The following is a 21179-nucleotide window of genomic DNA, read 5'->3' on the forward strand; positions in this document are numbered from 1 at the left end:
GGCCCGCGGATCCGGAAACGCAACGAGCTGGGGCCCGCACCCAAGGTGCGGGCCCCAGCTACGCGGTTACGCGTGAACGTCAGGCGGTGACGATGTTCTCAGCGGTCGGGCCCTTCTGGCCCTGCGCGATGTCAAAGCTGACCTTCTGGCCTTCCTGAAGCTCACGGAAGCCCTGCGAGGCGATGTTGGAGTAGTGGGCGAACACGTCAGGACCGCCACCCTCCTGCTCGATGAAGCCAAAGCCCTTTTCCGCGTTGAACCACTTCACGGTGCCATTTGCCATGTTTTTATCTCCTTCGGGGCACAGCCCAGAGATCCGCACTGTGCGAACCTCAAGTCGCCGATGATTGCCCAGCCCGGAAAACGCCGGAAAAACAAGAACACTCGCCCGGCTCCTGCGAGAGGATCGGTCAGAGGTGCTCGAAATTTTGGGAACCACAACTGCAACTCAAACCACAGTAGCACGGCAGGGTCGGCTCGGCGTGAAAATAAAACGCGCCCCATCTCCGGTCCGGAAATTCTCATGCCGCCCGCTCATATTTTCCCTCCCGGTGGGCAGGGATTTTTCGGCGGCGGTTCCGGGTGGTCGGGAGCCACCCCGGGATCCCGTACAGTCATGTCCACAACGACGCGGGGTGGAGCAGCTCGGTAGCTCGCTGGGCTCATAACCCAGAGGTCGTAGGTTCAAATCCTGCCCCCGCTACGAAAGGTTCGGCCCCCTTGACGCCCAGGCGTCAAGGGGGCCGAACTCATTTCCGGACCGGTTCTACTTGATGCGGGTGTTGAGGAAGCCGGCCGCGGCGAAGGCAACCGCCGTGGCGGCGAGCGAGACCGTGTCGGAGCCCAGGGAGAGCACCGCGGCGAAGACGACCGTCGGGCCGAGCTCCATCGCAGTGTTCATGACGCCCCCCGCGAGTCCCGCCTGGTGGGGCTCCACCCCGTCCGTGGCGAGCACCGCGGCCCCCGCGAAGGCGGCCGCCGTGCCGGCGGGCAGCAGGAGCAGTCCGGGGAGGAGGCCGTAGGCGTACGGGATCTCCGCGGCGAGGCCGGTGAGCGCGAGGAGTGCGAGTCCGGCCGCCGCGACCACGAGGCCGGCGGTGGTGACGCGGGGCGCCCCGTACCGGGCCACGAGCGGGCCCGCCACCCGGCCGGCCACGAGCAGCGCCACCGCGAAGGGGAGGAAGGCGGCGGAGGTGCTCAGCGCCGACCAGCCCAGTTCCTGCTGGAGGTGGAGGGAGAGGAGGACGAAGGTCACGGCCGTGCCGGCGGCGGTCAGGCCGATGGCCGCGAGGGCCAGGACCCGGCGCCGGTCGCGGAGGAATCCCAGCGGGAGCAGGGGGTCGCGGACCCGGCGTTCCACCAGCGGGAAGGCCAGCAGGAGCACGGCCGCCGTGAGCAGGGTGACCAGGACGCCCGTCGATCCCCAGGACTGGACGTCGGTGAGGACGAAGCCGTAGCTGGCGAGGCTGATCCCCGCCGTGGCCAGCAGGGCGCCCGGCAGGTCCAGGGAGCGGCCCTCGCCCGCCGGGGTGACGGGCAGCAGCCGGGGAGCGAGGAGCAGTGCGGCGACGGCCACGACGACCGGTACGGCGAAGGACAGCCGCCAGGTGGTCAGGGCCGAGATGACCCCGGAGAGGAGGTTCCCGGCGGTCGCGCCGAGCACCGACAGCCCGCCCCAGGTGGCCATCGCCCGTCCGAACGCGGCGGGTTCGGGGAAGACCGCCCGCAGCACGGCCATGGCGGCGGGTGCGGTCAGCGCCGCGCCCACCCCCTGGGCGAAGCGGGCGGTGAGCAGGGTCCCGGATCCCTGGGCGAACGGTGCGGCGAGGGAGGCCACGGCGAAGAGGAGCAGGCCGGCGGTGAGCACCCGGCGCCCGCCGAACCGGTCGGTGAGCCGGCCCCCGAAGAGCAGCAGGCCGGCGAAGCTCAGCCCGTAAGCGGCGCTCAGGAGCATCAAGTCGTCGCGGCCCAGGGTGAATTCGCGACCGATGGCGGGCAGCGGCACGATGAGCGAGGTCAGCGCGAAGATCAGCGTCATCTGCACGGTGCCGAGCAGCGCGAAGGCCGGGCCGGATGCCGGTCGGGCCGCCTTGGGTCCCGACGCGGTGAGCGCCTTCGTGGTGCCTGTGGTCTGCGTGGTGTGTGCGGTGTGTTCGGTCTGCGTGACGGTCATTTCTCCCCCTTGAACTAGATCGTTCATTCCAAAATGAAGCCCTAAAAGAACCTCCCCGAAGGGAGGTGCCCTACAGCCGTGCGGCCGTCATTCGAGCAGCGCCAGGGCCTGCTCCGCCGCGTCCCGCGCCCTGCCCGGGTCCTGCGAGGCCTTGCCCACGACGCGCATGCCCTGCGTCAGGACCAGCAGCATCCTGGCGAGCATGCGCGGATCGCGGTCCGCGGGCAGTTCGCCCTGGGCCTGGGCCCTCGTCAGTGCCGAGTGCAGCAGGGTCTCGATGTGGTTCCAGTTCGCTTCGACCCTGCGGGCCGCCGCCGGGTCGTGAGCCCCGAACTCCGTGGCCGTGTTGGTCACGAAGCAGCCGTTCAGCCGCAGTTCGTCGATGCTCGACTCGGCGGCGAAGCGGCGTACCACCGTCCGCACGGCCGGCAGCGCGGGCCCCGGCTGGGACAGCTCGCGCAGCAGGCCGGGGTCCCGTTGCGCGTTGTAGCGGTCCAGCGCCTTCAGGTAGAGCTCGCGCTTGTTCCCGAAGGTGGCGTACATGCTGGCCCGCCCGATGCCGAGCTCCTCCACGAGGTCCGCCATCGACGTCGCCTCGTAGCCGCGCCGCCAGAACAGCTCCAGAGCTGACTGCAGCGCGGCGTCCGGATCGAATTCCTTGGTCCTGGCCACATCCCGTACTCTACGAGATACTGGAACGGTCAGTCAAGTAATCCGTGCCGTCTCTTCAGATGGCCCGGGTCTCCCCCGCCGGGTGGGCGCTCAGCTCCACCACCTCGACGCAGCGCCGGAGCTTGGCCTGGGCGCGGGGCGAGTCGGCGACGGGGACCACGATCTCGCACACCGCGAGGCCGCCGCCCTCGGCGGCCCTGAAGGACAGCGTCCTGACGGACAGGTTGTTGAGGAGCGCGGAGATGCGGGTGAGGGCGTGGCCGCCGTCCCGGACGGTGATGATCAGCGTGTGGCAGGCGGTGTCGTCGGTGCGCACGGCGTCGTCGACGGCGGGGAGAACATCGCTGCGGGTCATGAGGAGTGGGCTCCTGTCCTGGGGCGGAGTGCGTGGTCCCGGAAAACAAGAAGACCCCTCGCGGATGCGAGAGGTCTGCGTGCGGGCGGTGGGCTGCTGGGGTGGTCTCAGTTCAGCTCCGGGCCGGCACGCCGGCGCTAATCTTCTGCTGGCGCATGCGGAAGAGTCTGGCACGCCGCCGCCGACATGTGACACCGCATCTCACGATGCGGATGGCCCGCGCCACGGGGCCGCCCGCGGGTGTCACCCGGGCATGCGCAGCCAGACCGTGGTGTCCCGGGGCAGCACGGGCACGCCGTTCTCGCCGGTGCCGAGGGGACCGCTGCCGAGCAGGACCCGGGCGCCCGCGGGAAGCGGGACCGGGCTCGCGAAGGCGGTCAGGCAGCGGAAGCCGCCGGGACGGTCGAAGCACAGGGTGTCGGGTCCCGCGTCGACCCACTCCAGCGTCTCGGGCAGCCGTGCCAGCTCTGCGCCGCGCAGCGCGAGGGCCTCGCGGTAGAGGGTGAGGACGGAGTACGGGTCCTCCTGTTGCGCCATCGCGCTGAGGGCGGCCCACTGCTCGGGCTGGGGCAGCCAGGGAGCGGCCGGCCCGGCCGGGGCGTCCTCGGCGGCCGAAGCGGAGAAGCCGAGCGAGGGCCCGCCGGCCTCCCACGGCAGCGGTACCCGGCAGCCGTCGCGGCCGCGGTCCGCGCCGCCGGACCGGACGAAGGTCGGGTCCTGGAGGACCTCGTCGGGCAGGTCCTGAACCTCGGGCAGGCCCAGTTCGTCGCCCTGGTAGACGTAGACGCCGCCGGGCAGGGCGAAGGAAACGAGGGCGGCGGCGCGGCCCCGGTGGCGGCCGAGTCCGGTGTCGCTGGGGTCGAGGAGCCGCTTGTCGCCCATGTCGAAGGAGGTGTCGGCGCGTCCGTAGCGGGTGACGTGCCGGATGGTGTCGTGGTTGGAGAGCACCCAGGTGGGCGGGGCGCCGACCGGTTCGTGCGAGGCGAGCGTCGCGTCGACGACCTTCCGCAGGGCGCCGGAGTCCCAGGGGCAGCACAGGTAGTCGAAGTTGAAGGCGGAGTGCAGTTCGTCGTGCCGCAGGTAGCGGGCGAACTGCTCGGCCTCCGGGAGCCAGACCTCGCCGATGAACACGCGGTCGCCCGGGTAGGTGTCGAGGATCTTGCGCCAGTCGCGGTACACGGCGTGGACGGCATCGACGTCCTGGTAGGGCAGGTCGGTGGGGTCGGGGTTCTCGCCGACGTCGGGGAGGCCGGGCTTCTTGGCGAGTCCGTGCGCGACGTCGATGCGGAAGCCGTCCACGCCCCGGTCGAGCCAGAACCGCAGGACGTCCTCGAACTCGGCGCCCACGTCCGGGTGTTCCCAGTTCAGGTCGGGCTGCTCGGGGGCGAACATGTGCAGGTACCAGGGGCCCTGGGTGCCGTCGGCCTCCGTGATCCGAGTCCAGGCGGGGCCGCCGAAGTACGAGTCCCAGTCGTTGGGCGGCAGTTCGCCGTGGCTGCCGCGGCCGGGCAGGAACCAGAAGCGCTCGCGCTCGGGGGATCCGGGGCCGGCGGCGAGGGCCCGGACGAACCAGGGATGCCGGTCGGAGCAGTGGTTGGGGACGAGGTCGACGATGACCCGGAGGTCGTGACCGTGGGCCTCGGCGATGAGCTCCTCGGCTTCGGCGAGCGTGCCGAAGAGGGGGTCGATGTCGCGGTAGTCGGCCACGTCGTAGCCGGCGTCGGCCATCGGGGAGACGTACCAGGGGTTGAACCAGAGCGCGTCGACGCCCAGTTGCCGAAGGTAGGGCAGCCGCTCGCGCACTCCGGCGATGTCACCGGTGCCGTCGCCGTTCCCGTCGGCGAAGCTGCGTATGTAGATCTGGTAGATCGCCGCGTGCCGCCACCAGGGGGAGGCGGCGGGGTGCGGGGTGCGCTGGGTCACGGGGTCTCCTGGTGCGGTGGGTTCGGTGGCGTGCGCGGCGGAGGTGCCGGGGTGGAGGCGTGCCGGGGTGGGAGGCTGCCGGGGTGGGAGGCTGCCGGGGTACGGGGCCCGGTCGGGCGGGGTGTCTGGGGGTGACCGGGCCCCGGGTCGCGGAGGCGGAGGAGCCGTACGGTGTTGCTACCAGCCCGAGTTGCCGGCTCCGCGGCTGACGGCGAAGCCGCCTGCGAGGCTCAGTCCGCCGGTGGCGGCGTCGGTGACCGTGACCCCGCTGAAGGTGCCCGATCCGGCCGCGTTGATCTCGATGCCGTAGCCGCCGGCCTTGGCGATCCTGGTGTTCTTCACGGTCAGGTTCCCGACGTTCTTCTGCCAGGAGACGAGCAGTCCGCTGTAGGTGCTGTCCAGGATGTCGTTGTCCTGGAGGATCACCGGGGTGGTGATCTCGGAGGTGTCGGCGTACACCCACAGGGCGCCGAGCTTGCTCGCCCAGTTGGGCTCGTAGCCTCCGGCCCGGTCGATGGTGTTGCGCTGGACGGTCGCCGGTCCGCTGAAGGGGATGCCGAAGCGGGTGCTGACGGCGATTCCCGCGGCGCCGGTGACGGTGTCGGAGACCAGGTTGTCCTCGATCCGGTTGCCGCTGCCGCCGTAGATGGCGGCTCCGTTGGCGAGCAGCGGGAGCTGGACCGTGTTGAAGCGGAGCACGCAGTCGGTGACGGCCTGCGCCTCCGACCACATCGCCAGGGCGTCGTCGCCGGTGTTGCGGATGCTGCTCTGGGAGACCTCGCTGCCCGTGGTGCCCTTGTGCAGGTTGACCCCGTCCGCGTACGTGTCCCGGATGCGCAGGCCGGTGGCGAGCAGGCCCCGGGTCGGTGCGTCGATCCAGAGGCCGACCTTGCTGTGCTGGATCCAGAGGTTCTGCAGGGTGGATCCGGAGCCGAAGTCTCCCTCCACGGCGGCGTCGCTGTTGGCGTCGTCGCGGTGATCGGCCTCTCCGGTGATCGCCAGGTCCTGCACGGTGCTGGTGCCGCCGCGCCCGAAGAGGCCCCCCTTGCCGTTCTTGCCGCGCAGGGTGGTGTGCCATTCGCCGGCGCCGCGCAGGACGGCTCCGGTGAGGTTCACGGATCCGGAGATGTCGTAGGTGCCGGCCGGCAGCCACAGGCCCTTGCCCTGGCCGGTGACCGTGGACAGTGCGGTGTTGAGGGCGGCGGTGTCGTCGCCCGAGTCGTTCGCGGTGACGCCTAGGGCGGCGGCGGAGACGAATCCGGTGGCGGGCATTGTGGGGGCCGTCGGGGCGGTCTCGGTCTCGACGAGGTCGATGGCGTAGGAGGCGGCGGTGTCCCCGGCGTCCTTCTGGAACTTCAGCACGGTTCCGGCGGGGAAGTCACCGGTGAGGGTGCGGGTCTCGTCGAAGAAGCGGTGGGCCTCGCCCTGCGCGGGGTCGTTGCCGTAGGGGTAGGCGCCGTAGACCCAGCCGTACTTGGAGGTGAGGGCCAGGTCCTTGGAGTGGACGCCGTTGGCGTAGAGGCTGAGGCTGGCGTTGGTCCCCGTGCCGGCGGCGTTGTCCGGGATCGAATAGCGCACGGTCAAGGCGTTCGCGGCCTTGGCCAGCGTGAACTGGACGTACTCCCCCGTCTGGTCGAGTACGACGGCCCGGCGGCCCGACGCTTCCGAGGCGAGGGTCTTGTAGGTGCGGTCCGGCCCGGTGACGGAGGCGTTGGTCGCGCCGGCCTCGGCCTCGTAGGCGGTGTACGGAAGGCTCGCGCCGCGGGCGGCGCTGGGCGCGGAGCCGGTGACGTCGATGCCGTCGAGCTGGAGGTCGCCGTTGTCCCCGGCCTCCGTGCGCAGGGTGAGGGTGTTGAGCTGGGCGCGCAGGGGCGCGTCGGTGGTGAAGCCGGCCCAGGCTCCCGAAGTGGCGGGGAGGGTGAGGCGGCGTACGGGGACGCCGTTCGCGGTCAGGGTGATGGTCGCGGCGTTCGCCCCGGGGGTGCGGTACCGCACGGCCACCTGCCGGGTGGCGGCGGTGGGGGCGGAGACGGAGAAGACGGCTCGGGCACCGGTGGCGGTGAAGCCCGTCAGATAGCCGGCGCCGCTGAAGCCGGTGACCGCGGAGGCGGGCGCGGGGCCGCCCGAGGCGAAGGCGGTCTCGGCCTGGTGGCTGAGGGAGGCGGGCGGTGGGTCGGTGGGCGTGGTCGTCGGGCTGGTGGGGGTGAGGCTGTCGAGGTTGACGTTGCCGGAGTCGGCGGTGGTGAAGGTCAGCGCGACCGTATTGGCTCCGCTCGCCAGCGGGACCGGCTCCTCGCGGACGGCCCAGGTGTCCCAGTTCGCGGTGGCCGGGAGGGACACCTGGCGGACCTTGACCCCGTTGACATAGAGGCTCAGGGTCCGGGCCGCGCCCGTCCCGTTGGCGTACCGGATCGCCACCGAGCCCGTACCGGCCGCGGTCGACTGCACCGCGAAAGAGGCGGAGGCCGCCCCCTTGTTGCCGTCCGTGAAACCGCCGACGTAGCCGGAGCCGGTGAAACCGGAATGCGCCGACTCGGCTCGGGCCCCGCCGGAGAGGGCGGCCGACTCCGCTTCCAGGGTGACGGCGACGGCGTACGAGGTGGTGGCGAGGGTGCCGGTGAGGCCGGTGGCGGCCAGGGCGGTGAGGAGGAACGGGGAGACGAGGCGTGCGGCTCTGGTGCGGGTTCCTCGGGAAGAAGACACGGCGGCGTGTCCTTTCTGAAGGGCGCGCCCTGCGCGCGGGGGCCACAGGGCGCGGTGGGGGCCGCCGCGGCGTTCCGTCGCTGCGGCGGTGACGAGGAGTCGGGGCGGGGAGGGCCGGCCGGGGAGTGATCAGCCCTTGAGGCTGCCGGCGGTGAGGCCGGAGATGATGTGCCGCTGGAAGACGAGGAAGAGGACCAGCAGCGGGATGCTCGCCATGACCATGCCTGCGAGGAGCTGGTTGGCCGGCATGAACTCCGCGAGGCGGTTCAGGGCGACGGTGACCGGCTGCTTCCTCTCGTCCGGCAGGACGAGCATCGGCCAGAGGAAGTCCTTCCAGACTCCGACCACGGCGAAGATCGACACCACGGCCAGCACCGGACGGGACAGCGGGAGGACCACCGAGACGAGGATCCGCACGGTGCCCGCGCCGTCGATCCGGGCCGCGTCGAGCAGTTCCGCGGGGATCTGGTCGAAGAACCGTTTGAGGATGAAGACGTTGAAGGCGTTCGCCGCGGCGGGCAGCCAGATCGCGAACGGTGTGTTGATCAGGTTCACGTGGACGAGGGGAACGTCCACGACGGTGAGGTACGCGGGTACGAGCAGGGCGGACACCGGCAGCATCAGGGTGGCCAGCATCATCGCGAGCACGGCGTTGCCCAGGACCGGACGGAGCTTGGACAGCGCGTACGCGGCGGAGACGTCGATGACGAGCTGAAAGAGCAGGGCTCCGAAGGCGAGCAGGAAGGTGTTGAAGAAGTACCCGGCGAGGCCCGTGTTCGTCCAGGCCTCCGCGTAGCTCTCCGGGTGCCAGCTGCTCGGGAGCAGCGTGGGGTGCGGCTGGGACAGCTCCGCGGAGGTCTTGAGGGCGCCGGTGGTCATCCAGTAGAGCGGGAAGACGAAGGCCAGGGTGAAGCCGGTCAGGGTCGTGCCCAGGACGAAGCGGTGCAGGAACCGGCCGACGGGCCGGGTCAGTTCGGCGGGCGCGATGAGTGTGCGGGAGCGGGGTTCGGTGGCGGCCATGCGGCCCGCCCTCCTTTCAGTCCTTGGTCCGGGTCAGCCGCAGGTAGAGGCCGGCGAAGAGGCCCAGGACCACGAAGAGCAGGGTGCTCATCGCGCTGGCCAGGCCGAAGTCGTTGTAGACGAAGGCGTAGCGGTAGAGGAGCAGCAGGATGGTGACGGTGGCTTCGTTGGGGCCGCCGCCGGTGAGGACGAAGGGCTCGACGAACACCTGCATGGTGCCGATGACCTGGAGCAGCAGGGTGATCATGAGGATGAACCTGACCTGCGGGATCGTGACGTGCCACAGGCGCCGGCGGATGGAGGCCCCGTCGAGTTCGGCCGCTTCGTAGAGCTCCCCCGGGATGCCGCCGAGGGCCGCCAGGTAGATGAGGGTCGTGGTGCCCATGTTGGCCCAGGTGGAGACGAGGACCAGGGAGATCATCGCGAGGTGTTCCGACTCCAGCCACTGCTGGGCGGGCAGGTGCAGGACGCCGAGCACGTTGTTGAAGAGGCCCGGGCCCGGATCGTAGAACCAGCGCCACAGCAGCATGGTCACGATGGGCGGGAGCATCACCGGGAGGTAGACGGTGAGCCGCAGGTACGACTGGCCGCGCCGGACCTCGTTCAGGACGACGGCCGTGACGAACGGGGCGGCGAAGCCGAAGACGAGCGCCAGCAGCGTGAAGTAGCCGGTGTTGCGCCAGGCGGTGGCGAAGAGCGGGTCGTCGAAGAGGCGGCGGAAGTTGTCCAGGCCGACCCACTCGGCCGGCTGGGCGAAGGTCACCTGCTGGAAGCCGAGGAGGACGCCGCGGACGATCGGGTACCAGGCGAACAGCGCGAAGCAGATCAGTCCGGCGGAGAGGAAGAGGTAGGCGACGAGGTTCTCCCGCAGGCGGCGGGCCCGACCCGTGGCGGGGGCCGCGGGAGTGGGGAGTGCGGACATGTCACTTCACCGTGGCGAGGATGGAGTCGGCGCGGGCGGCGGCGTCCTTCAGCAGGGTGTCGATGTCCGCGTCCTCCTTGGTCAGGACCGACTGCATGACGCCGTCCAGGACGGTGTAGAGCTGCTGCGCGTTCGGCGGCTCGACCTTGACCTCGACCTGGGGGCTGCGGTCGACGAACGGCTTGTAGTTCTCCTGCGGCACGTTGGCGTGCGCGGCGTGGACGGCCTGGATCTTCTGCTGGGCGGCGCCCGCGAACAGGTTCGGCTGGGGAAGGCCGATCGGGACGCCCAGGCCGGAGAACTTGGTGACGTTCTCCTCCTCCCGGTCGGGGTTGAGGTACTTCCACTGGATCCACTGCAGACCGGCCTTGATCTTCTCGGGCGTGGCCTTGGGGTTGAACATGAAGCCGTCGCCGCCGCCGAGGGTGGCCGTGCCGGGGAGGGCCGCCAGGCCGAACTCCTCGTACTTGCGCTCGAACTGCTTGACGATGGTGGGGATGTTGTCGGGCCCGGCCATGTACATCCCGAGCTTGCCGGAGCCCATCATCTTCTGGACGTCGCCGATCTCCAGGAGCTGGCGGGTGCCCATGCTCCGGTCGGTCCAGCGCATGTCGTGCAGGGTCTGGAGCGCCTTGCGGCCCGCGTCGCTGTCGAAGGCGGCCTTCCACTTGCCGTTCTCCTCGGCGGCGACCTCGCCGCCCATGGAGTACAGCCAGGACGTCAGGTGCCAGCCGCCCTGGTTGTTCTTGCTGTAGTCGGCGTACCCCACGGTGTCCTCGCCCAGCGCGCTGATCTTCTTCGCGGCGGCCCGGACCTCTTCCCAGGTGGTGGGGGGCTTGTCGGGGTCGAGTCCGGCCTTGCGGAAGAGCTCGCGGTTGTAGACGAGGCCCATGGAGTAGTTGCCGGTGGGCAGGCCGTAGGTCTTGCCCGCCTTGTCCTTGAACACCTTCTGGAGCTCGGGGCGTATGTCGGACAGATAGGGGACGTCGGCCAGGTAGGGGGTGATGTCGGCGCCCTGCTTGCGCTGGATGAGCCCGGCCGGGTCGGTGAAGTAGACGTAGTAGACGTCTTCGAGCTGGCCCCCGGCGAGTTTGGCCGCGAAGGTCTTCGGATCCATCTGGCCTTCGCGGGCATCGATCTTGATCTTCGGGTGCGCCGCTTCGAACTGCTTGACCAGCTCCTCGAAGTCCTTTCGGTCGGCGGCCTGCGTGGCCGCCGGCATGCCGTTGACCGTGATCGTCACCACCCCGCCGGCCTTGTCGCCGGCCGGGGCCGGCGCACCGCCGCAGGCGGCGGTTGCGAGGCTCGCCACGAGGGCGGTGGAGATGAACAGGGCGCGACGTCTGGTGATGCCATCCATGCGAACAGGCCTTCCGAGCGGGTCGGGCTTCGATGGCGCGACAGTAGAAGCCGTGAACGCAAGAAGTCAATAATGTTACGCAAGACATTAAGCATCAAGATTCAGGGATGTGACAGAACGTGATGTCGGGCCGTCACCTCGAAGGCCTCCCCCCGACATGCGGAGGGGCCCGGCTTGCGCCGGGCCCCCTCCTTCTCGCTCCGCATCCGCTCCCCCGTCAGCGCCCCGGGAACGAGCGCGCGGTGGATGACCGGACGATGAGTTCGGTGTCGAAGAGGATCTCCGCGGACAGGCCCACCCCGGTACGGATCTGCTCGGTCAGGAACTGCACCGCTGCCGAGGCCATGGCCGCGACGGGCTGGCGGGACGTCGTCAGCGGCGGGTCGGTGGCGACCATGAAGAGCGAGTCGTCGAAGCCCACGACGGACAGTTGGGCCGGCACGCTCAAGCCCCGGCGGCGCGCACCGCGGATGGCGCCGAGAGCGAGGGCGTCGCTCGCGCAGACCACCGCCGTCACCCCGCGCGCGAGCAGCTGGGTGATCGCCGTGGCGCCGCCCTCCATCGAGAAGAGCGCGTGGGCGACGAGCGGCCGCCACTCCTGGGCCGGGACCCCGCGGCGGGCATTGAAAGCCGCGTAACCTGCGAGTTTACGGACCGAGGGGACGTGCCCGGAGGGGCCCACGATCATCCCGATCCGCTCGTGGCCGAGCGCCGACAGGTGCGCCAGCGCCTGCTCGGCCGCCCCGGCGTCGTCCACCGAGACCTGCGCGACGCCCGGGTTCTCATCGGCCGGATTCACCAGGACGACGGGGATCGCGCGGCGGCGCAGCTCGCGGCCCTGGGCCTCGCCTATGTCCGTGTAGCTGGCGCCGACGAACACGATGCCGCCGACGTTCTGCCCGAGCAGCATGTCGACGTAGTGGGACTCCGAGACCCCGTCGGCCGTGCGCGTGCACAGCACGGGGACCAGGCCCTGGCCGTTGAGCAGTCCGGCGAGGGCTTCCGCCGAAGCGGAGAAGACGGGGTTCTGGAGGTCGGGCACCACCAGTCCGATCAGCTGGGCCCGCTCCTTGCGGAACTCCACCGGGCGCTCGAACCCGCACACGTCGACGGCCGTCAGGACCGCCTCGCGGGTGGCGGGCGCCACGTCCCTGTTGCCGTTCAGTACGCGACTCACCGTAGTCGTGCTGACGCCGGCCATCTCGGCCACCTGGGCTAGCCTCTGGGTGCTCACGCGACCAAGCTACCAGCCGGGTGCGCAAAAACCAGTCCCTGATACGCAAATCTCTTGCAAGCGGAGTACGGGTTCCCGCCCGGAACACCCGTCCAACGGCGCACCCGAGTCGCGGCAGGGCACAGGGGGTGGTGGCCTGGGTGGGTGACCGTACGGCCGACCGGGGTGCGTACGGCCAGGGCGAGGAGACACATCGTGGCGAAGGCCTATCTGGTGGGTGCCGGCATCGCTTCCCTGTCGGCGGCGGCACTGCTGATCAGGGAGGGCGGTTTCGCGGGCTCGGACATCACGATCCTGGAAGCCCAGGGCCGCACCGGCGGAAGCCTGGACGCCGCGGGAGACCCCGAGAACGGCTACACCATGCGCGGCGGCCGGATGTTCGAGCTGCACTTCGAGTGCACCTACGACCTGCTGCGCTCCATCCCCTCGCTGGACGCTCCGGGCACCTCGGTCACCGAGGACACCTTCGCCTTCCACGAGGACTTCGCCTGGAACGACAAGGCCCGCCTGGTCGACTCCTCCGGCCTGCGGGTCGACACCCGCTCGATGGGGTTCTCCGAGCGCGACCGCCTGGACCTCGTCGCGTGCGTGGCCTCCCCCGAGTCCCGGCTCGACGGCAAGCGGATCTCCGACTGCTTCACGCCCGCGTTCTTCACCACCAACTTCTGGTACATGTGGTGCACGACCTTCGCCTTCGAGCCCTGGCACTCGGCGATCGAGTTCCGGCGCTACCTCAACCGGTTCGTGCACCTCTTCAAGACCTTCGACACCATGTCGGGCATCTACCGCACCCGCTTCAACCAGTACGACTCGATCGTGCGCCCCCTCCAGAGCTGGCTGCGGAGCAACGGCGTCGTGTTCTCGATGAACACCACCGTCACCGACGTGGAGCTGGCCGACGGCGAGGGCACCACCGCCACCGCCCTCGCCTGTACGCGGGAGGGCTCGGCCGTGCGGATCCCCGTCGCCGCCGAGGACCTGGTGTTCGTCACCAACGGATCGATGACCGCGAACTCGACCCTGGGATCCACCGACACCCCCGCCGTACTGGACACCTCCGAGCCGGACGACTCCTGGCGCCTGTGGCAGACCCTGGCCGCCAAGCGCCCCCACCTGGGCGACCCCTCGGTGTTCGACTCCTCCGTCTCGGACTCCACCTGGGGCTCCTTCACCGTGACCACCCAGGACCCGACCTTCTTCAAGGCCATGGAGGAGTTCTCCGGCAGCGAGGCCGGCAAGGGCGGTCTGATCACCTTCAAGGACTCCGGCTGGCTGCTGACCATCGTCCTCAACCACCAGCCACACTTCCACGAGCAGCCCGAGGGCACCTACGTCTGGTGGGGGTACGCCCTGTTCCCGGACAAGGCCGGCGACCACGTGGGCAAGACGATGGCCGAGTGCACGGGCCGCGAGATCCTCACCGAGGTGCTCGGACACCTGCGGCTCGAACAGAGCGAGCAGATCCTGGAGTCCTCGGTCGTCGTTCCGGCGCTGATGCCGTACATCACCAGCCAGTTCCTGGTGCGCAAGGCCGGCGACCGGCCCGAGGTCGTCCCGGAGGGCTCCACCAACCTGGCCTTCATCGGCCAGTACGCCGAGGTCCCCGACGACGTGGTGTTCACCGTCGAGTACTCGGTGCGCACCGCGTGGACCGCGGTGGCCCGGCTGCTGCACCTGGACCGGCAGCCGCCGCCGGTCTACAAGGGCGGCCACGATCCCAAGGTGCTCCTCGAAGCCCTGCACACGATGCACCGCCGCTGAGGCCGAGCGGTCGCGTCCGTCCCGCCGCCCCCACCCCCGGTCTCCGGGCGGCGACACGGCGGGCGCGACCGGGTACCGTACGCCCCTCTACGACAGAGAGGTGCGGCCATCGTGACCCGAATCCCGGACGTGGGCGATGTGGTGGGCGATTTCTCGCTCCCCGGCGGCCTGCTCAGCGAGGACGTGTTCGTCCGCGGGCAGTACGCGCTCGGCGAGCAGCGCGGGAACCCGGTCGTTCTCGCCTTCTACCCCGGCGACAACACCCCCGTCTGCACGACGCAGTTGTGCTCCTACTCCGACGGGCTGGAGGCGCTCTCCGCGTGCGGCGCCCAGGTGTGGGGCATCAGCCCGCAGGGCGTGGAGAGCCACGAGGCCTTCGCCCGGGCCCGCGGCCTGCGGATCCCGCTGCTCGCCGACACCGACCGCGAGGTGGCCCGCGCCTTCGGCATCGCGGCTCCCGTGATCGGTCTGCGGCGGTCCGTCTTCGTCATCGCGCCGGACGGCACCCTGCACTGGAAGCACGTCGGGACCCTGGGCATGAGGTTCCCTTCGGCGGACACCATCGCGGAGCAGCTCGTCGGCGTCTCCACCGGCTGACGCGCCGGGCCCCCGGCCGTCCGGCGGGGCCGGACGAGCGGGGACCTCGGAGCCGGTGCTCAGTTGTTGGAACCCACCGTGTTGTTGAGGCCCGCGTTGAACACGTCGTCGGCGGCGAACTGCAGCCAGTCGCCGAAGACGATCGTGTACGACTTCTCGGACGGGGCGTTGACGGTCACATCGGCGGCGGCCGCGGAGGCGCAGCCGAGGACGATGAGACCGGCGGCGACCACGGAGAGCGCGGAGCGTACGGAACGCATGGATCCACCTTTCGAGGGGGCTGTGAGCACCCTCGAACCTAAAGAGGCCTCGCCCGTCTGTCCCGTCACACCGCCGGGCAGGGCCGAGAGCAAGCCGATCGGACGAACGTCGCCGATCGCCGGTGGAGAGGTACTGGGCGGCCTCGGCCCAGGGGTTGGCCGAGGCCGCGGAGGCGCTGCGGGATCCGAAAGCCGGACGGGACACCTGGCGTCACGTGAGGAGGAGAAACGTCACGCCGGTATCTGGTTCTAGGACGGTGTGGGGACACCTTCCTTGGCATCTTGACGGATGACCGCGCCGCCATCAGTAAACATATATACCGCCGAGTACGCAAGGGTATGAAAATATTCATGTGCGGGCAGGGTGTGAATATGACGGCTCACACCAGTTCGCCCTAGGGGTGCCCTAGAGGAAGAAGCCGTGCTGGTCCGCGGCCTGCTCATAGCTTTCGAGCCGGGCCTGCGTCCGCTCGGGGTCCGCGTCCGCCATCGCCTGGAGCAGCGCCGCGGACAGGACGCCCGGCGCCGAGTACGAGTCGAAGACCAGCCGCGAACCGGTACCGGCCGTCAGCGCCACATCGGCTTCGTCCACCAGCGGCCCCAGCGTGCGGTCCGTGATCAACGCGATCTTCAGCCCCGCGCCGCGGGCCACCCGCAGCGCCGCCAGGGTCTCCTTGGCGTGCCGGGGCATCGCGAAGGCCAGGACCCAGCTCCCGCCCGCCGCACGGGCCTGCAGCAGTGCGTCGGAGGCGACGCTGCCGCCGCCGGTCACCAGGCGCACGTCGGGGTGGATCCGGCGGGCCGCGTACGCGAAGTACTCCGCCAGCGAGACGGAGATCCGCAGCCCGAGGACCGTCAGCGGCACCGACCGGGCCAGCTCGCGCCCGATGTCGAGCACCTGGTCGGTGTCGGCGAGCAGCTGCCGGACGGTGCGCAGGTTCTCGATCTCGGCGTCGACGGCCGCCTGCAGTTCGTTGCGCCGGGTCTGTTCGGGGCTGTCCGGGGCGCCGGCCACCGCGCTGAGCGCGATCGGCTGGAGCACGTCCCGCAGGGCGGGATATCCACTGAAGCCGAGGGCCGAGGCGAAGCGGGTCACGGACGGCTGGCTCACGCCGGCCCGCTCCGCGAGCTCGGTGATGGAGAGGAACGCCGCCTCGGTGAGGTGGTCGACGAGGTACTGGGCGATCCGGCGCTGGCCCGGCGAGAGCGGGTGCCCGTCGAACAGCGCCCGGACCCGGTCGGCGGGAGCCCGCTCGTGATCGACCGCCTGCCCGCCCGGCGTGATCGCTGCCGCCTGTGCGCGCGCCTGCTGCCCCGATGACACCGGCGGACCTCCCTCTCGTGCCACTCCGTGATCCCAACATAGCTCACGGCATCCGGCTGACCAGCGCGCTTCCCCCTGCGGCCGGCCGCAGGGGGCGTCCCGGGAGCCCGCGGTGCGCACCGGTACCGCCACCTCCACTCGAAGTGACGCCACGTCAGCAGACCTGCACCGGCTGCCCCGTTGTGATCCGGTGCGGGGCCCGGGGGTCGAGGAGGAGCACCGCGAGGGCGCGCAGGGGCTGGCCCAGCGGAACGAACGCGCCGCCGTCGGCGGTGGGTACGGCCCGTACGCCGTGGAGGGCGAGGCGGCCGCCGGTCGCGGCGTACCGGGCCGGGGTGAGCCGGTAGCCGCAGGGCGGGTCGGCGAGGATCTCGCCCCCGGCCGCGGGGGCGTTGTCCGCGCCGCCCAGAGGGACGGGGCCCAGCGCGCTCCCCGCAGCCCGGCGGGCTGCGTCCGAGGCCGCGGCCAGGGGGCCCGTACGCGTGGAAACGTAGGCGAACAGGCCTTGTAGGGCTGCCAGTTGGGAGTCGACCCGGCGGCGGTGGTTGAGGGACGGGTCGGCCCGCTCCGCGTCCCCGGCCGCGCCCGAGGGGGCTTCGATGCGGCTTTCGATGAGCAGCGCGACCGCGTGTTTGACGCCCGCCGTGTTGCGCAGGATCCGCTCCTGGCCGTCGCCCGCGGACTGCCCGGCCGGGGCGCCGGTGACGGGGTCGGTGCGGATGCCGTAGGTCCCGGTGGAGTGGCCGGCCGCGTGGGCCGCACCGCGCACGTACGCGGCGGACAGGAGGCGGGACTGCGCGTACACCGCCGGGTCGGTGTTGAGGTTGCGCGGCCAGAGGTCGAAGAGGTCCTTGTCGTACGTCCCCGGTGTCGCCCGGTACTCGTGCAGGTCGTACACGAGGTGCGGCCGGTGGTCGCGCAGCACGGCGGCCATCGCCCGCGCCTCGGGCGAGGTCAGGGCCATGTGGTCGCGGTTGATGTCGGTGCCCCCGGCGTTGGGGCGGGTACCGGCCGCCCGTCCGTCCGGGTTGGCGGTCGGGACCACGAGCAGGGTGACGGTCTCCAGGAGGCGCCGGGCCGCCGTGTCCCGGGCGTGGGCGAGGTCCCGTACGGTGCTCAGGCACGCCTCGCGCCCCGCCGGCTCGTCCCCGTGCTGGCTGCACACCAGCAGCACGGTGACGGGACCCCGGCCCAGGCTCACCAGCCGCAGCGGGCGGCCGCGCACGGTCGTACCGATGGTCCGGACGGTGACGCGCTCGCCCCGCCGGCCGACCGCGTGGAGGAGGTCCCGCTCCTGGGACTCGCTGGTCCACCTCGCTCCGTACGCGGCCTCGAAGCCGGTACGGGGCGCCCCTTCGGCCGCACGCACCGGATCAGGGGCCAGGGCCACCGCGAGCACGGCCGTCAGTGTCGCGGCGAGTGCGGACAGGCCGCGCGCCGTCATCTTCTCGATCACGCCATGGTTGTAGCGGGCCCGGTACCGCCGCGGCGGGGTTCCGCTCCTGAACTCACCCGGGTGGCCGGGCGAGTTCCTCCGGTACGGGACTGCGCGCGTCTGTCGAACGACACCACCGCCGCACCCGTGCGGGTGGCGTTCGGGTGGTGTTCGGGCGCCGTGGGCGCGGTCGGGGCCGGATGGGACGGGACGGACACGAGGATCACGGAAGCGCGACCCTCCGGGGCCCGGAAGCCTATGAAGGAGATCTTGGTGGGATACGTGACGGGGCCGCCCGGTACCGCCGCCGGGGAGGCCGGCCGGTGACGATCACCGTTCTCGTCGCCTTCCTCGCACTGGCCGCGGGGCTTGCCGCGAACCGGTTCCTGCGCCCCGGGCTGATGGGCGGTGACGACGCCGAGGGCATGGGCGTGCGCGACCTCATCGGACCCTTGATGACCCTGACGATCCTGATCCTCGCGTTCATGCTCGTCACCGCCTCCAGCTCCAACGGGCGGGCCGACGACGCCGCACGGGCGGAGGCCCACGCACTGGACCACCTCGCGGAGGTGGCGGACTACGCTCCCCCGGCGTTGCGCGAGCGGCTGCGCGGTGACGCCGTCTGTTACGCGCGCGCCGTCGAGCACAAGGAATGGCCGGCCATGGCCGGGGGCAAGGGCTCCCCGGCCCCCAGCGTGTGGAGCAGGGACTTCCGCGCGAGCTTCAAGGAACTGGGCACGGACAGCCCTACGTTCGGCATGCTGGTCGCCGCGGATGATCAGCGGTCTCTGGGCCGACAGGCCAGGATGGCCGAATCCACTCCGACCATCCCGGGCCTGATCTACTGGTTCATGCTGGTGAACCTCGCCGTGACCGTGGTCGGCCTCGCTCTGTGCCTGCCCCGCAAGGGCAACAGGGGGCCGCTCGCCGCCCTGGTCGTCGTCACCGTGCTGCTGACCGCGACCCTGCTCATCATCCGGGACGTGGACCGCCCCTTCGGGGGTGTGATCGTGGTGGAACCCGTGCAGATGACGGAGGTCAGGAAGGAGTCGGTCCGGGACTTCCTGGCCGACTACCCGGCGGACCGGCTCCCGTGCGACGAGCAGGGTCTGGCCAGGCCGCCGGGGAGCGGCTCGTAGATCCCGTTCCCGCTACGGCTGTCCGTCCAGGCCCTCCGGCAGGCGGCCGGTGTGGAGCACCCCCAGGGTCTGGGTCGCGCGCGTCAGGGCCACGTAGAGGTCGCTCGGCTCGTGATCGGCCGGTTCCACGACGATCACCGTGTCGAACTCCAGGCCCTTGGCCTGCCGCGGTGCGAGCAGGACCACCGGCCGGGTGAGGTCGGGCTCCTCCCCCGCCCGTACGCCGGGCAGCGCGGCCGCCAGTTCCTCGTGCAGCGGGCGCGGGGCGATCACCGCGAGGCGGCCCTCGGCCGGAGCGCCCTCGCGTACCGCGGCGGCCACCGCCGCGGCCAGGTCGTCGGTCCGCGCCACCCAGGGCCGGCGCCCCGTGGAACGGACCGAACTCGGCGGCTCGAAGCCCGGGTGGCGGGCCCGGAGCACGGCTGCCGCCAGCTCCATGATCTCGGCGGGCGTACGGTAGTTGACGCCGAGGCGCACCAGCTCCCAGCGGTCTTCCACGTAGGGCGCGAGGATCTGCCGCCAGGAACCGCAGCCGGCTTCGTCGCCGGTCTGGGCCGGGTCGCCCACCAGGGTCATGGAACGGGTCGGGCAGCGCCTCATGAGCAGGCGCCAGGCCATGGCGGACAGTTCCTGCGCCTCGTCCACGATGACGTGCCCGAAGGCCCAGGTGCGGTCGGCGGCGGCCCGTTCGGCCGCGCTGCGGTGGTCGGCCTCCTCCTGGCGCTCCGCCATCCGCTCGGCGTCGATGATGTCGTGCGCCGCGAGGAACTCGTTCTCCGTGTCCTCGAACTCGTAGGACTCCGACCCGGCCGACAGGTCGAGGACGCCCTGCGCGTACGCGACGCGTTCGAGGCGCTCGCGCTCCTCGGCGGCGCGCCGCGCGGTGTCGTCGACTCCGAGCAGCTCGGCGGCCTCGTCGAGCAGCGGGACGTCGGCCGGGGTCCAGTCCGCGTCGCCCGTCGTCGTGCGCCGGATCAGCGCTGCGTCCCGTTCGGGGAGGTACGTGGGCTCGGCGAGGTAGTCGGAGATCAGCTGGCGGGGCGTGAGCGGGGGCCACAGCGTGTCGATGGCGGCGTGCACCTCGGCGCTGGTCGCGATCTCCTTGCCCAGCTGGGCGATGTCGTCGGGGCCGAGCAGGTTGGGGCCGCCGTAGGGGTCGGCGCCGAGCCGGTCGGCGAGCTGTTCGGTGAGCGCGTCGATGATCCGGAAGGCGAAGTACGGGCGCGCGAGGTTGTGCGGCAGTCCGGTGGCGCGGGCCCGGTCCCGGGCCTCGTGGGCCATGGTCCGGTCGAGCAGCAGCGTCCCGTAGTCGTCGTGGTCGATCTCCAGGGCCGGTTCGGGGACCACGTCTGCGTCCTCGCCGCTGCCCGCGGGCACGGTCTCCGGCAGCGCCTGGCGGTCGCTCACGACGCGGGCGAGGATCCCGGCCATCTCCGCGCGCCCCTTGACGGCGGCGGCGCCGGGGCGGTCGGCGGCGCTCGCGCGCACGCCGGGGAACAGCTCGCCGGGGGTGGCGAGCAGCACCCCGGTCTCGCCGAGGGCCGGGAGGACCTCGCCGATGTAGCCGAGGAAGGCCGGGTTCGGCCCGACGATCAGTACGCCGCGCTTGGCGAGGAGCTCGCGGTGCGCGTAGAGCAGGTAGGCGGCACGGTGCAGGGCCACGGCGGTCTTGCCGGTGCCGGGGCCGCCCTCCACCACCAGGATTCCGCGGTGCGTGGAGCGGATGATGCGGTCCTGCTCGGCCTGGATGGTCTGCACGATGTCGTGCATCCGGCCGGTCCGGGCGGCGTCGAGGGCGGAGAGCAGCACGGCATCCGCGTCGGCCCCCTCGTGGCCGGTGCGTTCCGTATCGGCGAGGTCGAGGATCTCGTCGTGCAGGGCCGTGACCTCGCGGCCCCGGGTGGTGATGTGGCGGCGTCGGCGCAGCCCCATGGGGGAATACCCGGTCGCGAGATAGAACGGCCGTGCGACTTCGGCCCGCCAATCGAGGACGAGAGGGGTTCGCTCCCGGTCGTCCTGCCTGATTCCAATGCGGCCGATGTGGCGATCCGAGCCGTCGGAGAACTCCAGCCGGCCGAAACACAGGCCGCTTTCGCCCGAGTTCAGAGCGGAAAGCAGACCGGACTGTTCAGCGACCACGACGTCCCGCTCCAGTCGCGCCTGGAACCCGCCGCCAGGCTCGCCGAGCGCACCCTGCACGGCGCGTTCGGCCTGCTCCCGCAGGTCGTCGAGGCGCGCGTAGAGAGACGTGATGAATTGCTGCTCATTCCGGAATTCTTCGGTTGACAATTCCACTCCTGA

Annotated in this window: 18 protein-coding genes and 1 tRNA gene; 5 read left to right on the forward strand and 14 right to left on the reverse strand. The window is 71.2% G+C overall.

The genetic code is table 11. The features are described from left to right. Positions 1 to 79 precede the first annotated feature (79 nt). Entirely contained in the window at positions 80 to 283 is a 204-nt protein-coding gene (locus OG276_RS01090; protein ID WP_053678014.1) for a cold-shock protein, read from the reverse strand. Positions 284 to 629: 346 nt separating this feature from the next. Here OG276_RS01090 and OG276_RS01095 point away from each other — a divergent pair. Continuing rightward, a tRNA-Met gene (locus tag OG276_RS01095) sits at positions 630 to 703 on the forward strand. Between the two features lie 63 nt (positions 704 to 766). On the opposite strand, the gene OG276_RS01100 is transcribed toward OG276_RS01095, so the two are convergent. From OG276_RS01100 to OG276_RS01140, 9 genes are all read right to left on the reverse strand, one after another. Next, positions 767 to 2173, reverse strand: a complete 1407-nt coding sequence (locus tag OG276_RS01100; protein ID WP_266901744.1) for an MFS transporter — start codon at positions 2171 to 2173, stop codon at positions 767 to 769. 87 nt (positions 2174 to 2260) lie between these two features. Further along, positions 2261 to 2845, reverse strand: a complete 585-nt coding sequence (locus OG276_RS01105) for a TetR/AcrR family transcriptional regulator (protein WP_266901746.1) — start codon at positions 2843 to 2845, stop codon at positions 2261 to 2263. 55 nt (positions 2846 to 2900) lie between these two features. Continuing rightward, complete coding sequence (locus OG276_RS01110; RefSeq protein ID WP_266901748.1) at positions 2901 to 3200, reverse strand: hypothetical protein; 300 nt, start codon at positions 3198 to 3200, stop codon at positions 2901 to 2903. Between the two features lie 243 nt (positions 3201 to 3443). Continuing rightward, the gene (locus OG276_RS01115) at positions 3444 to 5123 is read right to left on the reverse strand and encodes a glycoside hydrolase family 13 protein (RefSeq protein WP_266901750.1); all 1680 of its coding nucleotides are present in this window, start codon (positions 5121 to 5123) and stop codon (positions 3444 to 3446) included. Positions 5124 to 5300: 177 nt separating this feature from the next. Then, positions 5301 to 7826: a CBM35 domain-containing protein gene (locus OG276_RS01120; RefSeq protein WP_266901752.1), complete on the reverse strand. Its 2526-nt coding sequence runs from the start codon at positions 7824 to 7826 to the stop codon at positions 5301 to 5303. Between the two features lie 129 nt (positions 7827 to 7955). Continuing rightward, the gene (locus OG276_RS01125; RefSeq protein WP_266901754.1) at positions 7956 to 8846 is read right to left on the reverse strand and encodes a carbohydrate ABC transporter permease; all 891 of its coding nucleotides are present in this window, start codon (positions 8844 to 8846) and stop codon (positions 7956 to 7958) included. A 16-nt stretch (positions 8847 to 8862) separates the two neighbouring features. After that, entirely contained in the window at positions 8863 to 9768 is a 906-nt protein-coding gene (locus OG276_RS01130; protein WP_266901756.1) for a carbohydrate ABC transporter permease, read from the reverse strand. Position 9769: 1 nt separating this feature from the next. Continuing rightward, entirely contained in the window at positions 9770 to 11128 is a 1359-nt protein-coding gene (locus OG276_RS01135; protein WP_266901758.1) for an extracellular solute-binding protein, read from the reverse strand. Between the two features lie 217 nt (positions 11129 to 11345). Beyond that, positions 11346 to 12362 (reverse strand): LacI family DNA-binding transcriptional regulator, encoded by a 1017-nt coding sequence (locus OG276_RS01140; protein ID WP_266901760.1) that lies wholly within the window; start codon positions 12360 to 12362, stop codon positions 11346 to 11348. Positions 12363 to 12557: 195 nt separating this feature from the next. On the opposite strand from OG276_RS01140, the gene OG276_RS01145 reads away from it, so the two are divergent. Both OG276_RS01145 and OG276_RS01150 read left to right on the forward strand, forming a co-directional pair. Further along, positions 12558 to 14123, forward strand: coding sequence for an oleate hydratase (locus tag OG276_RS01145; protein WP_266901762.1), 1566 nt, complete (start codon positions 12558 to 12560; stop codon positions 14121 to 14123). Positions 14124 to 14234: 111 nt separating this feature from the next. Continuing rightward, entirely contained in the window at positions 14235 to 14720 is a 486-nt protein-coding gene (locus OG276_RS01150) for a peroxiredoxin (RefSeq protein ID WP_266901764.1), read from the forward strand. Between the two features lie 59 nt (positions 14721 to 14779). Here the strand turns inward: OG276_RS01150 and OG276_RS01155 are convergent, their stop codons facing one another. The 3 genes from OG276_RS01155 to OG276_RS01165 form a co-directional block, all read right to left on the reverse strand. Next, a complete protein-coding gene (locus OG276_RS01155) occupies positions 14780 to 14980 on the reverse strand; it encodes a hypothetical protein (protein ID WP_266901766.1) in 201 nt (66 codons plus the stop codon). A gap of 406 nt (positions 14981 to 15386) precedes the next feature. Next, positions 15387 to 16304 carry a MurR/RpiR family transcriptional regulator gene (locus tag OG276_RS01160; RefSeq protein ID WP_266901768.1) on the reverse strand — a complete coding sequence of 306 codons (918 nt, stop codon included), beginning with the start codon at positions 16302 to 16304 and terminating at the stop codon, positions 15387 to 15389. Positions 16305 to 16458: 154 nt separating this feature from the next. Then, a complete protein-coding gene (locus tag OG276_RS01165) occupies positions 16459 to 17748 on the reverse strand; it encodes a M14 family metallocarboxypeptidase (RefSeq protein ID WP_266912445.1) in 1290 nt (429 codons plus the stop codon). Positions 17749 to 18062: 314 nt separating this feature from the next. Between OG276_RS01165 and OG276_RS01170 the strand changes: the two genes are divergently transcribed. Further along, on the forward strand, positions 18063 to 18878 hold the full coding sequence (locus tag OG276_RS01170) for a hypothetical protein (RefSeq protein ID WP_266901770.1): 816 nt from the start codon (positions 18063 to 18065) through the stop codon (positions 18876 to 18878). Positions 18879 to 18890: 12 nt separating this feature from the next. Here the strand turns inward: OG276_RS01170 and OG276_RS01175 are convergent, their stop codons facing one another. Next, positions 18891 to 20810 carry an ATP-binding domain-containing protein gene (locus OG276_RS01175; RefSeq protein ID WP_266901772.1) on the reverse strand — a complete coding sequence of 640 codons (1920 nt, stop codon included), beginning with the start codon at positions 20808 to 20810 and terminating at the stop codon, positions 18891 to 18893. Positions 20811 to 20918: 108 nt separating this feature from the next. Here OG276_RS01175 and OG276_RS01180 point away from each other — a divergent pair, with 108 nt between their 5' ends. Further along, positions 20919 to 21164 carry a hypothetical protein gene (locus OG276_RS01180; protein ID WP_266901774.1) on the forward strand — a complete coding sequence of 82 codons (246 nt, stop codon included), beginning with the start codon at positions 20919 to 20921 and terminating at the stop codon, positions 21162 to 21164. The last annotated feature ends 15 nt before the right edge of the window (positions 21165 to 21179 follow it).

Source organism: Streptomyces sp. NBC_00086 (assembly GCF_026343255.1).
Taxonomy (GTDB): Bacteria; Actinomycetota; Actinomycetes; order Streptomycetales; family Streptomycetaceae; genus Streptomyces.